Here is a 14,160-nt window from a genome sequence, read left to right on the forward strand (position 1 = left end):
CACTTTTCTGAGACACCCATCCTCCCCCCCCGCCCCGAAACCGTCAGCCGCGGCCGCGTGGCCCGGTTCCCGGCCCGGTCACGCCGCCCACCGTGAACCCGATCACCGCCCCGCCGCCCTCCCGCTGCAGCGCGAACGGTGCTCCGCCGTGGGCCAGGGCCACCTCGCGGACGATCGAGAGGCCGAGGCCCGAGCCGGGGAGGGAGCGGGCGTCGGCCGCGCGGTAGAAGCGGTCGAAGATGCGGAAGAGGTCGGTTTCCGAGACTCCGGGGCCTCGGTCCAGGACCTCCACGCGGACCGTACCCGGGCGGGCCGGGCCCGAGATCGAGATCTCGATCGGGGTCTGCCCCGCCCGGTCGAACTTGGCCGCGTTCTCGACGAGGTTGGAGATCGCGCGCTGGAGCATGCCGGGGCGGCCGTCGGTCGTCGTGTCGCCGCTCGCGCGGACCGTGACGTCACGGCCGGTGCGGCGACGGGCGAGGCCCGCCACGTCCTCCGCGATGTCGGCGAGGTCGACCTGCTGGGGCGGTTCGGTGTCGGACTGGCCCGCCGCCAGGTCCACCAACTCGTTGACCAGGTCCGTGAGTTCGCGGGCCTCCAGCGAGAGGTCGGCGACCAGTTCCTCGCGCGTGGCGGGCGGCAGCTCGTCGATCCGCCGCAGCAGGGAGATGTTGGTCCGCAACGACGTCAGCGGGGTGCGGAGTTCGTGGCCCGCGTCCTGGATCAGACGGCGCTGGTCCTCCTCCGACTGCGCGAGGCGGCCGAGCATCCGGTCGAACGCGCGGCCCAGGCGGCCCACCTCGTCGTAGCCGGTGACCGGGACCTGGACACCCAGGCGACGCGTGCGGGCCACGTCCTCGGCGGCGGCGGTGAGGATGATCAGACGCCGGGTGATACGCCGCGCCAGCCACCAGCCGCACAGCCCGGCCAGCACCACCACGGCCGCCATCAGCACGAACGTCCGCTGCTGCAACGCCCGCAGCAGATCCTCCGTGTCGCTGAACTCCTGCGCGACCTGCACCGCGCCCCGCCCGGCGCCGAGCGAGACCGTCGCGATGCGGTACACGTCCTCGCCGACGGCGACGTCCTTGTGCTCCACCGTCTTCCCGGCGATCCGGTCCCCCGCGATCGCCCGGTCGTCACCGGTCACGGGCAGCGCCGGGCTCCCGCTGTCGAGAACCCCGCCGTCCCGCCCGAGCACCTGCACATCCGTACGGGCCGGCCGCACGATGTCGTGGCCGGGTGCGGAGGAGGAGAAGTCGTCGGTCGTCATCTGGTGGGTCCGCACCTCGTCCTGCAGATCCTGGACGACCTGGTCGAACACGGACTCCTGGTCGACCCGGACCAGCCGGGCCGCCGCGCCGTACGACAGCACGCCGACGAGTAGCGTGACCGCCGCGGTCACCGCCGCGAAGGACAGCACGAACGTGGTGCGGAGTGAAACCAGTCTGGGTCGCCTGGTGGCCACGAACCGCCGCAGGCGGCCCACTCAGTCCTCCCGCAGCACGTAACCCACGCCACGCACCGTGTGGATCAGCTGCGGCGCGCCGGGCTCGTCGAGCTTGCGGCGCAGGTAGCCGACGTAGACGGCGAGGTTCTTGGAGCCGGGGCCGAAGTCGTAGCCCCAGATGCGGTCGTAGATCGTGGAGTGGTCCAGGACGATGCCCGCGTTGCGCACGAGCAGTTCGAGGAGCTCGAACTCGGTCCGGGTCAGCTCCAGTTCGCGCTCGTCACGCCAGACGCGGCGCGCCTGGAGGTCCATGCGGAGGCCGGCCGCGGTGATCTGCTTGTCGGCGGGCGTGGTCGTGTACGCCGCCTGCGGGCCGTCCCGTAGTACGTCCGTGGAGGCGCCGGAGGCGGTGGCCGTGCCGGGGGTTCCGGGGATGCCGTTCGCCGGGACCGGGCTGGTGCGGCGGAGCAGGGCGCGCAGCCTCGCGAAGACCTCTTCCACGTCGAAGGGCTTCACGACGTAGTCGTCGGCGCCCGCGTCCAGGCCCGCGATGCGGTCGGCCGTCTCGACCAGGGCGGTCAGCATGAGGATCGGGGTGCGGTCGCCCTCGGCGCGCAGCACCCGGCAGACCTGGAGGCCATCGATGCCGGGCATCATCACGTCGAGAAGCAGCACGTCCGGTGGGGTGCGGTGCGCCTGCGCGAGCGCCTCGACACCGTCGGCGACCGCGGTCACCTGGTAGCCCTCCAGGGTCAGGGCCCGCTCCAGGGCATGACGGATGGCACGGTCGTCTTCGGCGAGCAGCACAGTCTGGGGCACGGCACCCAGTGTGCCAAGGCCTCCGGCGGTTGACCGGTGGGGGCAGGTCTACGATCACCCTTTTTACCTGGCTCTCACCGAGGTGGGCGCAACCCGGGTTTGGCTCCTACCGTCTTCTCACTGTCGGGTGCCTCGGGGTGACCGTCCCTGGGGGCTGCGCCCCCAGACCCCCCTCGGCCCTGAAGGGGCCTCGTCCTCAAACGCCGGACGGGCTGATGTTTAGCGCCGCTAGTTGGTCGGTGAACGGTACGACCGTCGGCTTGCTCGCCGGGCGCGTTGTCGACAGGCCCCGCATCAGGGCCGCCAGCTCGCCCGCCGCCCGTTCGATCCGCTCCGGCAAGCCCTCCGCGCCCCAGTCCTCCGAGGCGGCATAGACCCCGGTCGGGACGACCACGGCTCGGAGGTAGGCGAAGAGGGGGCGGAGGGCGTGGTCCAGGACCAGGGAGTGCCTCGCGCTCCCGCCCGTCGCCGCGATGAGCACCGGCTTTCCGACCAGCGCGTCCTTCTCCAGCACATCGAAGAAGGACTTGAACAGTCCGCTGTACGACGCCGAGAACACGGGCGTGACGGCGATGAGGCCGTCCGCCTCCGTCACCGTGTCGAGCGCGGCCGCGAGCTTCTTTCCCGGGAAGCCGTTGGTGAGGTTGTGGGCGATCTCCACGGCGAGGTCGCGCAACTCCACCACCTGTATCTCCGCCGCCGTACGGCCTGCCGTGGCGGTGGCCAGGCGGTCGGCCAGCAGGCGGGTCGACGAGGGCACACTCAGCCCCGCCGAGACGACTACGAGCTTCATGCGACGCTCACCTCCTGAGCGGACTCGGCTGCCTTGGCGGCCTTGAGGGACTCGTGGGTCGGCGCGTCCGGCACATCCGCCGGGCGATTCGCCGCGAACTCCTTCCGGAGCACCGGTACGACCTCCTCGCCCAGCAGGTCGAGCTGCTCCAGGACCGTCTTGAGCGGGAGCCCGGCGTGGTCCAGCAGGAACAGCTGACGCTGGTAGTCACCGGCGTAGTCCCGGAACGCGAGGGTCTTCTCGATGACCTCCTCCGGGGAGCCGACGGTCAGCGGGGTCTGGTCGGTGAAGTCCTCCAGGGAGGGCCCGTGGCCGTAGACCGGAGCGTTGTCGAAGTACGGGCGGAACTCCCGGATCGCGTCCTGGGAGTTCTTGCGCATGAAGACCTGGCCGCCGAGCCCGACGATCGCCTGCTCCGGCGTGCCGTGGCCGTAGTGCGCGTACCGCTCCCGGTACAGCTCGACCATCCGCTTGGTGTGGTCGGCCGGCCAGAAGATGTTGTTGTGGAAGAAGCCGTCGCCGTAGAAGGCCGCCTGCTCGGCGATCTCGGGGCTGCGGATCGAGCCGTGCCAGACGAACGGCGGTACGTCGTCCAGCGGACGCGGCGTCGACGTGAAGCCCTGGAGCGGGGAGCGGAACTTGCCCTCCCAGTTCACGACGTCCTCGCGCCAGAGGCGGCGCAGCAGGGCGTAGTTCTCGATGGCGAGGTTGATGCCCTGGCGGATGTCCTGCCCGAACCAGGGGTAGACCGGGCCGGTGTTGCCACGGCCCATCATCAGGTCGACCCGGCCGTCGGCCAGGTGCTGGAGCATCGCGAAGTCCTCCGCGATCTTCACCGGGTCGTTGGTGGTGATGAGCGTGGTGGAGGTGGAGAGGATCAGCTTCTCGGTCTGGGCCGCGATGAAACCGAGCATCGTGGTGGGCGACGAGGGCACGAACGGCGGGTTGTGGTGCTCACCGGTCGCGAAGACGTCGAGCCCGACCTCCTCGGCCTTCAGCGCGATGGCGACCATGGCCTTGATGCGCTCACGCTCGGTCGGCGTCCGTCCGGTGGTCGGGTCCGGTGTGACGTCGCCGACGCTGAAGATCCCGAACTGCATGGTCGTTCACCCTCCAGGTTGTTGATTATTCAACTATACCCCCCAACGGCCACCCCCTCACACATATTCCGCGCACTGTCAGTGGGCGGTTCTACGATCCGTACATGGCCGTCCCGCACCGCGACACCCGAGGAATCGTCGACCCCGCCGAACTCCTCACCCACGTGCACTTCCGCCGCCCCGAACCCGCCGAACCCCTCCGCCCCCACATCGAGCACTACTGGCTGATCGACTGGGACCTGACCGAGCCCTACGTCTCCCACGTCGTCCCGCACCCGGCCGTGCACATCGTCTTCCAACGCCTCGCCGGCGAGGACGCCTTCGTCGAGATCGCGGGCATCCCGAACGGCCTCTTCGCCCAGAAGCTGGAGGGGCGGGGACGCGTCTGCGGCATCAAGTTCCGCCCCGGCGCCTTCCGTTCCGTCGCCCCGGACCGCCCGGTGTCGGCATGGACCGGCCTGCGAGTCCGGCAGCCCGACGTGTTCCCGGACATCGACCCGACCACGGTCCTCGACCCGCCCGACGAGACCGCCCGCGTCGCCGCGCTCGACGCCTTCCTCCTCACCCTCGACCCCCGTCCCGACCCGCAGGCCGACCTCGCGACCACCCTGGTCGACCGCATCCGCACCGACCGCACGATCCGCCGCGTGACCGACTTCGCCCACGCGGAAGGCCTGTCCGTACGGCTGCTGCAACGCCTCTTCGCCGCGTACGTCGGCGTCGGCCCGAAGTGGGTCATCCTGCGCTACCGCATCCACGAGGCCCTGGAGCGCGCGGGCGCCGAGGAACCCGTGGACTGGGCGGGCCTGGCCGCCGACCTCGGCTACGCCGACCAGGCCCACCTGGTCCGGGACTTCACCGCGACGGTCGGGGTGACACCGACGGCGTACGCGCAGGGCGTACAGGGCGTGCGCTGACCAACGCATCGCGTTAATCCGGTTGACCGGCGAAGGCCTCCTCACGCACATTTATTTGCGTGACACAGACAATGCGCGACGCAAGCAATGACCCCGGAGAACCCGAACGCCCCGGAACACCCGAAGGCCCCGGAGCACCCGAAGGCCCCGGAGCACCCGAAGGCCCCGAACACACCGAAAAACCTCCCCTCCCCGCCCGCACCCGCTGGGCGATCCTCGCCGTCGTCCTCGCCGCCGACATCCTCGACCTCCTCGACTCGACGATCACCAACATCGCGGCCCCGACCATCGCCAGAGACCTCGGCGGCGGCTCCGCCCTCGTCCAGTGGCTCGGCGCCTCCTACGCCCTCGCCCTCGGTGTCCTCCTCGTCCCCGGCGGACGGCTCGGCGACCGGTACGGGCGGCGGCGGGTCTTCCTCGTCGGGCTCGCGGGGTTCGTCGTCGCGTCCCTGGCCTGCGGTCTCGCTCCCGGCCCCGCGTTCCTGGTCGTCGCCCGGCTCGTACAGGGCGCCTTCGGGGCGCTGCTCATCCCGCAGGGCTTCGGCATCCTCGGGGCGAGCTGGCCGCGCGACCAGATCGGCAAGGCGTTCAGCCTGTTCGGGCCGGTGATGGGGCTGTCGGCGGTGGGCGGGCCGATCCTCGCCGGGTTCCTCGTCGACGCCGATCTCGGCGGCCTCGGCTGGCGCCCCATGTTCCTCATCAACCTCCTCCTCGGCGGCGCCGCCCTCCTCGCCGCCCTGCGCCTCCTCCCCCACGACACCGGCGACGGCACCGCCCCCGTCGACGGCCCCGGCTCGGCCCTGATCGCGGGCGCCATGCTCGGCCTGCTCGGCGGGATCATCTACGGCTCCGAACACGGCTGGACCGGACCCGCGCTCGCCCTCCTGCTCCTCGGCCTCGCCCTGTTCGCCGGGTTCTGCCACCGCCAGCGCACCGCACCCGAACCGCTCATCCGCCCCTCCCTCCTTCACAACCGCGGCTTCACCGCCGGCCTCCTCCTCGGCGTCGTCGCCTTCGCCGCGGTCGCCGGACTCCTCTACGTCATCTCCCTCTACTTCCAACAAGGCCTCGGCCGCTCCCCCGCGGGCACCGCCCTCGGCCTGATCCCGCTCTCCGCCGGCATCGTCGTCGCGTCGATCGCCTGCTACCGGCTCATCCACCGCCACGGCCGCCGCCTCGCCGCCACCGGCCTGCTGATCATCCTGGCGGGCTGCGGCCACCTCGCCGCACTGGTCGCCAACTCCGGTACGGAGGTCGGCGGTTGGGCTCTCGTCCCGCCCCTCCTCCTCGTCGGCCTCGGCATGGGCACCTGCTTCGGCACGATCTACGACGTCACGATCGGCGACATCGAACCGGCCGAGGCGGGCAGCGCGAGCGGCTCGCTCAACGCGGTGCAGCAACTGGCCAACGCGATCGGCGCGGCGGCCGTGACCACCGTGTATTTCGCGGCAGTCGGCGGGGGTACGACCCACGCGCTGCTCGTGAGCCTGGGTGTGGTCGGCGCGGCCGTCGCCCTCTGCCTGTGTCTCGTACGGCTGCTGCCGCGCTCGGCACCGGCGGACCATGGTCACTGAGCGCCGACGGGCACGCCCGCACGCTGGTAGCTTTCGCAGCGGTCGGAAGGCGGCGGCGGTCACCGTCCCCGGAAACAGCGACAGTCACAGCAACAGCGACAGCGACAGCGACAGCGGGAAGAGAGCCCCCGGTGAACCGAACTCAGAGCGCTATTCGGTGGTTCACGGCGGACAACAACCCCATCCAGGTCTTCGGCACCGCCGCCGCCATCGTCGTCGGAGCGATCGCGGTGCGGCCCATCGGGTTCTCCGGGACCGGGCTCGCCGTGCTGTGTCTGCTGGTCCTGGTCTCGCTGATGACGTGCACGCGGCTGATCCCGGAGGGGCGGCTGGCGCCGGGGCCGCAGTTCGCCGTGCTGTGTGTCTGGTCGGCCGGGGCCGCCGCGCTGATGGGCCTGGACCGCTCGGGGGCCTCGGCCCTGTTCGCGTACTTCGCCACCGGCCATGCCGGATACCGCCTCGACAGCAGCCGCTCGCTGCCCTTCGCCGCGTGCACCAGCGCCCTGTGCGCCGGTGTGCTGCTCCTGCCGTGGGGCAACCACGGCACCTCGTGGCTCGTGGGCGCCTTCACCGGCGTCAGCGTGCTGGTCGGGCTCTCCAACCGCGCCCACACGGCCGCACTGCGCTCCGCGCGGGCCGCCGCCGAGCAGGCGGAGCTGGCCTCGCGGGCGGAGGCGCGGGCCGAGGCACTCGCCGAGCGGGCCCGGATCGCCCGGGACGTGCACGACGTGCTGGCCCACTCCCTGGCCGGGGTGAACATGCAACTGGAGGTCACCGACGCCCTGTTGGAGTCCGGTGACGTCGAACGGGCCCGGCAGGCGGCCCAGCGGGCACAGAGCCTGGTGCGCTCGGGGCTGACCGAGGTGCAGCGCACGGTCGGGGACCTGCGCGAGGACGCGCTGCCGCTGGTGGAGACCTTGCGGTCCATGCTCGACTCCGTGTCCGACGCCGGTACCCTGACCGTCGACGGGCCGCAGCGTGAACTGCCCGTCCGCCTCGCCCAGGTGATCGTGCGCTGCGCCCAGGAGGCGCTGACCAACGCGCACAAGTACGCGCCCGGCGCCCCGGTCCGCATGCGCCTGGAGTACCTCCCGGACGAGACCGTCTTCGAGGTGGTCAACTCCGCGCCGCCGGAGGGCTCGCGGCCGTTGGCCGGTGCCGGGAGCGGGATGGGGCTGGTCGGGATGCGCGAGCGGCTCGACCTGGTGGGCGGCACGGTCACGGCCGGGCCGATCGTGGACGGCGACGACGCAGGAGGATGGCGAGTGCGCGTGGTGATCCCGGGATGAGCGACGAGCAGCAAGGTCAGGGCGATCAGCGGGCCGTCGTACGAGTGGTGGTGGCCGACGACCAGACCGCCGTCCGCGAGGCGCTGGCGACCGTACTGGATCTGCAGCCCGGCGTGGAGGTCGTGGCGACGGCGAAGGACGGCGGGGAGGCCGTGCTCGCCGCCGAGGAGCACTCCCCGGACGTGATCCTGATGGATCTCAACATGCCGCGGATGGACGGGGTCGAGGCCACCCGGCTGCTCACCGAGCGCTTCCCGCAGGTCGCCGTCGTCGTGCTGACCACGTTCGCCGACGAGGAGTACATCCTCGCCGCGCTCGGTGCCGGTGCCCGCGGCTACCTCACCAAGGAGTCCGGCCGGCAGGACATCACCCGCGCGGTGCGGGTCGCGGCGGCCGGGCAGTCCGTGCTCGACCCCGCCGTACGGGACCGGCTCGTCGCCGCGGCCGCGCGGGGCGGCGCCCCCGTCGAGCGGCCGGGCGCCGGACTCGCCCCGGATCTCACGCCCCGGGAGGTCGAGGTCCTCACGCTGATCGGCGAGGGCCTGACCAACCGGGGTATCGCGGAGCGGCTGGTGGTGAGCGAGGCCACGGTGAAGACCCATATCAACAACCTCTTCTCCAAAGCGCATCTGCGGGACCGGGCGCATGCCGTGAAGTACGCGTTCATCCACGGACTGGTGAAGACCCCTGGCTGAGGGCAGCCCCGGCCGGCGCCAGGAACCGCACGCGGGCCAGCAGCAGGAACACCCGGGTGAGGACCATGGCCAGCGCCATGATGACGAAGAACGGGGCGATGGCGTCCTGGACTATCTGGTGCTCGGTCATGAACGTGCCGAGGTGGTCGCGGAACCAGGTGTTGTGCTCGGCGGCGTAGATGAAGGCGACGCGCGCCGCGACCACCACCGTCCAGATCGCGACGAACCCCACGCCGCACCGGGTGTGGACGTGGCCCGAGGCCGGGTCGCGCTCCACGCCGGTGGTGAACGTGGCGACGACTCCGCAGGCGAGTCCGATCGCGGCGCCCACCAGGTAGACGATCACGTCGACGTGCTGGGTGGGCATCCCCTTCAGATAGAAGTAGCCGATCGCGGACACCGTGGCGATCGGCATCAGCACCTTGTGCAGGTCGTACTTCCGGCGCCCGTACTGCGTCAGCATCATCACCGCGAAGATGCCCCCGCTGATCGTCAGCGCCTGCTCCATGTCCGTCATGACGTCGCACTCCTCGGTTCCCGGCGGTGTCCCCGCCTCGCGTTTTCCTGAGTCCGACTCTCCCGCCGAAGCCGGGAAAGCTCCCGGACCCACGGGTGGATTTCCGGGTGGAGACGCGAGGTGGAGCCTCCCCCTAAGGGGCTCTCAGGGCCTGCCCGGCGGGATCGGATCCCGCCGGGCAGGCCCCGGGTCCCGAGAAGTGCTCAGCCCTTGAGCGTGAAGGTGAAGTCGCCGGCGAGTCTGGCGCTCAGCCGGACCGCCGACACGAGGTTCCCCTCCTCGATCAGCCTCCCGACCTCGGCCCGCGACAGACCGAAGCCCTCGGCGATCAGCCGCACCGGCCGGACCGGTATCCGCGCCGCGAAACGCACCGATATGTCGATCACCTCACGGTCCGGGCAGTCCGTTCCGCCGGTGTCGAGACGCCAGGCGCCGTCCCAGTCGAGGGCGATGCGGTTACGGCGCCGTAGGACCGGATCCTGAAGCAACTCGGCTGCCAGGGCAGGGTCGTTGGCGTGCAACCGGTCCAGCAGGACGGGTCGTACGGAGCGCACGGTCGCCCGTTCCAGGACCGTGATCTTCGTGGTGTCCCCGCAGCCGGTGCAGAGCGCGAGGAGCCAGGCGTCGATGAGCTTGTGGTGGGCGTTGACGCGGAACCTGCCGTGCGCCCGGAAGCGTTCGGACGCGCACGCGTGGCAACGGCGGAGGACGAGCGGAAGGCAGGTGGGCATGACAAACCAGGTCGCGAGCACAGAAGTACACCGGTTCCAGTGAGAAGTCCGCAGCGGAAAGGGGCGCGGCGCACAGGCGCGACGCGCGACAGATCAGCACTCGGGGGGTCTCACACGGTGTACAAGGGCACGTCCTCACCCAGACGACTGGATTCGGCAGGACGATAACGGCGCGCGACGGCGCCGCTCAACGGGTTTTCGGCGCGCGCGGCGCTACACGTCGCCCGCGCGCAGCCGCGCGATCTGCTTCCCGCTGAACTCCACCGTCCGCCTCATGTGGCCGACGATCACGGCGAGTTCGGCGTCGCCCAGCTCGTCGAAGAGGGTGAACCAGCCGCCGCCGAGCCGGTTCCACATGCGCCCGAACTCGGTGATCTTCTCCGGCACGGTCGCCACCAGCACCCGCCGTCGGTCCTCCGCGTCCCGCTCCCGGACGACGTACCCGGCCCGCTCCAGCCGGTCCACGAGCCGGGTCGCCGACCCGGTCGTCAGCCCGGTCAGCTCGGCGACCCGGCCCGTGGTCACGGGCCCGGCCTCCAGCGTGAGCAGGTTCAGACACTGCAGATCGGTGGGGTGCAGCCCGAGCCGGTCGGCGACGGCCTGGTTGAACAGGGCGTACGACGCCATGTACCGGCGCGATACGGAGGACAACTCGTCCAGCAGCCGCGCCCGCGCGTTCCCGGACATCTCGCACCCCTCGTCGCCTGTCCCGTTCCGCACGTGCCGTACGTGCCGTGCGGAGATCGAGATCGTACGACGTGGTCGCGGGCGTGGCTCCTCGGTCCTACGGGTGTGGCTCAGAAGTAGTAGGTGTCACCGGTGTCCAGGACGAGCACCCGCTGCTGGTCGTTGGCCCGGTTCCCGTCCACCGCGCCCCCGCCCCACACCGTGTCCAGCTCCAGCAGCACCTCGGAGGACGCGTCCCGCAGCCGTACCCGCACCTCGATCCGCTCGCCCACCGCGTCCGCGGCCAGCGCCCCCGTCCGGCACACCACCACCCGCTCCCCCGACCGCGCGCACCCCTCCGGCAGCGTCTGCGCGTCCGCGAGCGGCTTCGACCAGCGCAGCCGTACGGTCGCGTCGGGCACCGCGGACGGACCGTGGTTGCGCGGGGTGAACCGCACGTCGACACGGCCGCCGGTCATGGTCGCGGAGCCGTGGTAGGCGAGATCCGCCTCCGGGCCGGGGATGTCAGGGTGAGCCGGGGCCGCGCCCATCGCCGCCAGCGCGGCACCCCCTACAGCGAGGGTCCGTAGTACCCGTAGTACCCGCATGCGATCCGCTCCTCAGTACGCCGCGCCCTTGCACCACGCCACCGTGGTCGTACGGATGTATCCCACGCAGAGCGGGCGACAGGCGCCGTCCATCAGGTGACAGCCGCGTGATCTGATGACGGGCATGCTCGTCCTCCGCTCCGCAGCCCTCTTCGTCGTCGCCGCCGTCTTCGAGATCGGCGGCGCCTGGCTGGTCTGGCAAGGGGTGCGCGAACACCGCGGCTGGCTGTGGATCGGCGGCGGGATCATGGCCCTCGGCGTCTACGGCTTCGTCGCCACCTTCCAGCCCGACGCCCACTTCGGCCGCATCCTCGCGGCCTACGGCGGGATCTTCGTCGCCGGTTCGCTGGCCTGGGGCGCGATCGCGGACGGCTACCGGCCCGACCGCTGGGACATCACCGGCGCCCTGATCTGCCTGGCGGGGATGGCCGTGATCATGTGGGCGCCCAGAGGGAACTGACCCGGCCCCCCGGAACCGGCCCCCCTATCCTGGACGGAGTCGTACATACGATCTCGTCCACACGGTCTCGTTGATCATTCCCGAGGAGCAGCCCATGGCCCCCGCCGCACCGTCCGCCGCCTCCCGTATCGCGGTCGTCACCGGGGCGAGCGGTGGAATCGGCGCCGCCACGGCCCGGCAGCTCGCCGCGGCCGGTTACCGCGTCGTCCTCACCGCCCGCCGCAAGGACCGTATCGAGGCACTCGCGGAGGAGATCAACGGCAACGGTGGCCAGGCCACGGCGTACGCCCTGGACGTCACCGACCGCGCCGCCGTCGACGAGTTCGCTACGGCCTTCAAGACCATCGGCGTCCTGATCAACAACGCGGGCGGCGCGCTCGGCGCCGACCCGGTCGCGACCGGGGACCCCGCCGACTGGCGCACGATGTACGAGACGAACGTCCTCGGCACCCTGAACATCACCCAGGCCCTCCTCCCCGCCCTCACCGCGAGCGGCGACGGCACGGTCGTGGTCGTCTCCTCCACGGCCGGACACGGCACGTACGAGGGCGGCGCGGGCTATGTCGCCGCCAAGCACGGCGCCCACGTCCTCGCCGAGACGCTGCGGCTGGAGATCGTCGGCACCCCGGTGCGGGTCATCGAGGTCGCGCCCGGCATGGTCAGGACGGACGAGTTCGCGCTGACCCGCTTCGGCGGCGACGCGGAGAAGGCGGCGAAGGTCTACGCGGGCGTCGCCGAACCGCTCACCGCCGACGACGTGGCCGACACCATCACCTGGGCGGTCACCCGCCCCAGCCACGTCAACATCGACCTCCTCGTCGTCCGCCCCCGCGCCCAGGCCTCCAACACCAAGGTCCACCGGGAGCTGTGATGCCCGACGAAGAGGGCGGCCCGGCCGGTCCAGTTGGCCCGGACAACTCCCAACAGGCCCTGGACAAGCGCCGGTTGGCCGAGGAGACCAGGAACGAACGCAAGGTCTGGTACTTCCTCGGCTACTTCCTCTTCGGCATCCACCTCGTCGCGTTCGTGATGATCTACGCGGTGATGCACGCCCCGAACAAGTAGGCGCGGCCCGGCAGTCGAGCCTCCAGGTCTCCGCTAGCCGGTCTTCCGCTGCGCGAAGATCCACGCCCGGATGTCCTCGATGGTGTAGGCGATCGGCCACGTCGAGTTGTGCTCCACGCCGTGCGCGTTCGCCAGTCCTCCGGCCAGGGTCGAACCCTTCTTGAACGTGGCGTAGTTGACCGTCGTGCCCTTGGCCACCATGGCCTTCACGTCCGCGGCGAACTCCGCCGCACCGGACTGGCCGTCCCAGACCGCGCGGCTGACCTTCGTCCCGGCCTTCTCCACGACGGCCATGATGGCGTTCTCTCCGGGATAGGCCTTGGTGTCACCCTGCGAGACGGTGACCCAGAGGTTCTTCTTCGCCAGCGGCGCGGCCTGCGCGGCGGGCCACTGGCCGGCGACGACCCATGAGGCAGCGAAGAGGTCGGGGTACTTGATGTTCAGGCCCAGGGTCATCATCGCGCCCATGGACTGGCCGGTGGCGTACAGGCGATCGGTGTCGATGCTGTACTTCGCGGTCAGCGCCTTCACCAGGTCGACGGTGGTGTCGAAGAGCGCCGTCGGCTTGTAGTCGTCGCCGACGACCACCTCCGGGTACTGCGGTGCCAGCACGAACGCCGGGCGCTCGGCCTGGTCCTCGGGGGACGCCCAGCACACCGCGCCCAGGCCCTGCACCAGCGTCGCCCGCACCGTGGTGGTGATCAGGCTCGCGTCGTGCATGAAGAGGACCAGCGGATAGGACTTGGTCCGGTCGTAGCCCTTGGGGATGTAGAGGTTGTACGGCAGCGACCTGCCGGTCTTCGAGTCCTTGTACGTGAACTGCTCGAAGTCGTCGACGATCAGGTTCACCGTCCTGCTGGTGCCGAGCCCGGTGCCGCCGGCGGGGTAGCCGGTGCCGCCGGTGGTCGTGACGGTGCCTGCCTGGGTGACGGTGCCCTTCGCCGCCTTGATGGTGGCCGGTCCGCCCGTCGAGCCCACCTGGGGACCGGGGATGACGTAGGGGCTGCTCGAGGAGGACGCCGAGGGTGCGCTCGACGCCGTAGCCGTAGCCGTAGCCGAGGCCGACGGCTGGGCGGTTCCCGGGGCGCCCTCGCCCGACCCCACGCCTCCCCACAGCAGCGCGCTCTTGTCGTCGGGGGACAGCTCGACGATGACGTACTTCCCGTCTGTGCCCTGATCCGCCGTCGCCGCACCGGTGTTGGCGTAGACCTTCGTGACGCTCCGGCCCTCGACCTTGAAGGACGAGGCCGAGAGCTTGGACGTGTCGATCTCCGTGTCGTACTCGACGGCGACCGCGATGAATTTCTGGCCGTCACCGTAGACCTTGGTGATCGCGGTGGCGCTTTGCATGTGGCCGGTACCGCTCCCCGAATCCGAGCCCGAATCCGAATCGCACGCGGCAAGCCCCGTCGTGGCCACCGCCGCCACCCCCAGAACCCGCCCTAAAAAGGCACGCCTTGTGGTCATTATCCGCAT

Annotated in this window: 16 protein-coding genes; 7 read left to right on the top strand and 9 right to left on the bottom strand. The window is 71.0% G+C overall.

Annotated features, from left to right (window positions below; translation table 11 throughout):
* Positions 1–43: 43 nt before the first annotated feature.
* From OG504_RS23770 to OG504_RS23785, 4 genes are all read right to left on the bottom strand, one after another.
* A complete protein-coding gene (locus tag OG504_RS23770; RefSeq protein WP_405991626.1) occupies positions 44–1,489 on the bottom strand; it encodes an ATP-binding protein in 1,446 nt (481 codons plus the stop codon).
* A complete protein-coding gene (locus tag OG504_RS23775) occupies positions 1,490–2,269 on the bottom strand; it encodes a response regulator transcription factor (protein ID WP_405991627.1) in 780 nt (259 codons plus the stop codon).
* Between the two features lie 196 nt (positions 2,270–2,465).
* On the bottom strand, positions 2,466–3,062 hold the full coding sequence (locus OG504_RS23780; RefSeq protein ID WP_405991628.1) for an FMN reductase: 597 nt from the start codon (positions 3,060–3,062) through the stop codon (positions 2,466–2,468).
* Positions 3,059–4,162 (bottom strand): LLM class flavin-dependent oxidoreductase, encoded by a 1,104-nt coding sequence (locus OG504_RS23785; protein ID WP_405991629.1) that lies wholly within the window; start codon positions 4,160–4,162, stop codon positions 3,059–3,061. The genes OG504_RS23780 and OG504_RS23785 overlap by 4 nt, the downstream gene beginning before the upstream one ends.
* Positions 4,163–4,266: 104 nt before the next feature.
* Here OG504_RS23785 and OG504_RS23790 point away from each other — a divergent pair, with 104 nt between their 5' ends.
* From OG504_RS23790 to OG504_RS23805, 4 genes are all read left to right on the top strand, one after another.
* On the top strand, positions 4,267–5,079 hold the full coding sequence (locus OG504_RS23790) for a DUF6597 domain-containing transcriptional factor (protein WP_405991630.1): 813 nt from the start codon (positions 4,267–4,269) through the stop codon (positions 5,077–5,079).
* Positions 5,080–5,138: 59 nt separating this feature from the next.
* Positions 5,139–6,653 carry an MFS transporter gene (locus OG504_RS23795; RefSeq protein ID WP_405991631.1) on the top strand — a complete coding sequence of 505 codons (1,515 nt, stop codon included), beginning with the start codon at positions 5,139–5,141 and terminating at the stop codon, positions 6,651–6,653.
* A 131-nt stretch (positions 6,654–6,784) separates the two neighbouring features.
* Positions 6,785–7,942 carry a sensor histidine kinase gene (locus OG504_RS23800; protein ID WP_405991632.1) on the top strand — a complete coding sequence of 386 codons (1,158 nt, stop codon included), beginning with the start codon at positions 6,785–6,787 and terminating at the stop codon, positions 7,940–7,942.
* A complete protein-coding gene (locus OG504_RS23805; RefSeq protein WP_405991633.1) occupies positions 7,939–8,637 on the top strand; it encodes a response regulator in 699 nt (232 codons plus the stop codon). Before OG504_RS23800 ends, OG504_RS23805 begins: the two co-directional genes overlap by 4 nt.
* Here the strand turns inward: OG504_RS23805 and OG504_RS23810 are convergent.
* From OG504_RS23810 to OG504_RS23825, 4 genes are all read right to left on the bottom strand, one after another.
* On the bottom strand, positions 8,606–9,154 hold the full coding sequence (locus OG504_RS23810) for a hypothetical protein (protein WP_405991634.1): 549 nt from the start codon (positions 9,152–9,154) through the stop codon (positions 8,606–8,608). The two genes, OG504_RS23805 and OG504_RS23810, sit on opposite strands and share 32 nt — an antisense overlap.
* 203 nt (positions 9,155–9,357) lie before the next feature.
* Positions 9,358–9,906, bottom strand: a complete 549-nt coding sequence (locus tag OG504_RS23815; protein WP_405991635.1) for a DUF1062 domain-containing protein — start codon at positions 9,904–9,906, stop codon at positions 9,358–9,360.
* A gap of 192 nt (positions 9,907–10,098) precedes the next feature.
* Entirely contained in the window at positions 10,099–10,572 is a 474-nt protein-coding gene (locus OG504_RS23820) for a MarR family winged helix-turn-helix transcriptional regulator (RefSeq protein WP_405991636.1), read from the bottom strand.
* Between the two features lie 110 nt (positions 10,573–10,682).
* Positions 10,683–11,159: a hypothetical protein gene (locus tag OG504_RS23825; RefSeq protein ID WP_405991637.1), complete on the bottom strand. Its 477-nt coding sequence runs from the start codon at positions 11,157–11,159 to the stop codon at positions 10,683–10,685.
* Between the two features lie 124 nt (positions 11,160–11,283).
* Between OG504_RS23825 and OG504_RS23830 the strand changes: the two genes are divergently transcribed.
* The 3 genes from OG504_RS23830 to OG504_RS23840 all read left to right on the top strand — a co-directional run bounded on the left by OG504_RS23830 (position 11,284) and on the right by OG504_RS23840 (position 12,684).
* Positions 11,284–11,619, top strand: coding sequence for a YnfA family protein (locus OG504_RS23830; RefSeq protein WP_366435880.1), 336 nt, complete (start codon positions 11,284–11,286; stop codon positions 11,617–11,619).
* Positions 11,620–11,713: 94 nt separating this feature from the next.
* Positions 11,714–12,490, top strand: coding sequence for an SDR family NAD(P)-dependent oxidoreductase (locus OG504_RS23835; protein ID WP_405991638.1), 777 nt, complete (start codon positions 11,714–11,716; stop codon positions 12,488–12,490).
* A complete protein-coding gene (locus tag OG504_RS23840) occupies positions 12,490–12,684 on the top strand; it encodes a hypothetical protein (RefSeq protein ID WP_405991639.1) in 195 nt (64 codons plus the stop codon). The genes OG504_RS23835 and OG504_RS23840 overlap by 1 nt, the downstream gene beginning before the upstream one ends.
* Before the next feature lie 33 nt (positions 12,685–12,717).
* Here the strand turns inward: OG504_RS23840 and OG504_RS23845 are convergent, their stop codons facing one another.
* Positions 12,718–14,034 (bottom strand): alpha/beta hydrolase-fold protein, encoded by a 1,317-nt coding sequence (locus OG504_RS23845; RefSeq protein WP_405991640.1) that lies wholly within the window; start codon positions 14,032–14,034, stop codon positions 12,718–12,720.
* Between the last annotated feature and the right edge of the window lie 126 nt (positions 14,035–14,160).

Origin of the sequence: Streptomyces sp. NBC_00986 (assembly GCF_045162565.1) — a bacterium.
GTDB lineage: Bacteria > Actinomycetota > Actinomycetes > Streptomycetales > Streptomycetaceae > Streptomyces.

What these genes read in the sequence shown, in the direction of transcription:
- OG504_RS23780 (WP_405991628.1), bottom strand. Translation starts at nt 3,062, where the DNA reads ATGAAGCTCGTAGTCGTCTCGGCGGGGCTGAGTGTGCCCTCGTCGACC.
- OG504_RS23785 (WP_405991629.1), bottom strand. Translation starts at nt 4,162, where the DNA reads ATGCAGTTCGGGATCTTCAGCGTCGGCGACGTCACACCGGACCCGACC.
- OG504_RS23790 (WP_405991630.1), top strand. Translation starts at nt 4,267, where the DNA reads ATGGCCGTCCCGCACCGCGACACCCGAGGAATCGTCGACCCCGCCGAA.
- OG504_RS23805 (WP_405991633.1), top strand. Translation starts at nt 7,939, where the DNA reads ATGAGCGACGAGCAGCAAGGTCAGGGCGATCAGCGGGCCGTCGTACGA.
- OG504_RS23810 (WP_405991634.1), bottom strand. Translation starts at nt 9,154, where the DNA reads ATGACGGACATGGAGCAGGCGCTGACGATCAGCGGGGGCATCTTCGCG.
- OG504_RS23820 (WP_405991636.1), bottom strand. Translation starts at nt 10,572, where the DNA reads ATGTCCGGGAACGCGCGGGCGCGGCTGCTGGACGAGTTGTCCTCCGTA.
- OG504_RS23825 (WP_405991637.1), bottom strand. Translation starts at nt 11,159, where the DNA reads ATGCGGGTACTACGGGTACTACGGACCCTCGCTGTAGGGGGTGCCGCG.
- OG504_RS23830 (WP_366435880.1), top strand. Translation starts at nt 11,284, where the DNA reads ATGCTCGTCCTCCGCTCCGCAGCCCTCTTCGTCGTCGCCGCCGTCTTC.
- OG504_RS23835 (WP_405991638.1), top strand. Translation starts at nt 11,714, where the DNA reads ATGGCCCCCGCCGCACCGTCCGCCGCCTCCCGTATCGCGGTCGTCACC.
- OG504_RS23840 (WP_405991639.1), top strand. Translation starts at nt 12,490, where the DNA reads ATGCCCGACGAAGAGGGCGGCCCGGCCGGTCCAGTTGGCCCGGACAAC.
- OG504_RS23845 (WP_405991640.1), bottom strand. Translation starts at nt 14,034, where the DNA reads ATGCAAAGCGCCACCGCGATCACCAAGGTCTACGGTGACGGCCAGAAA.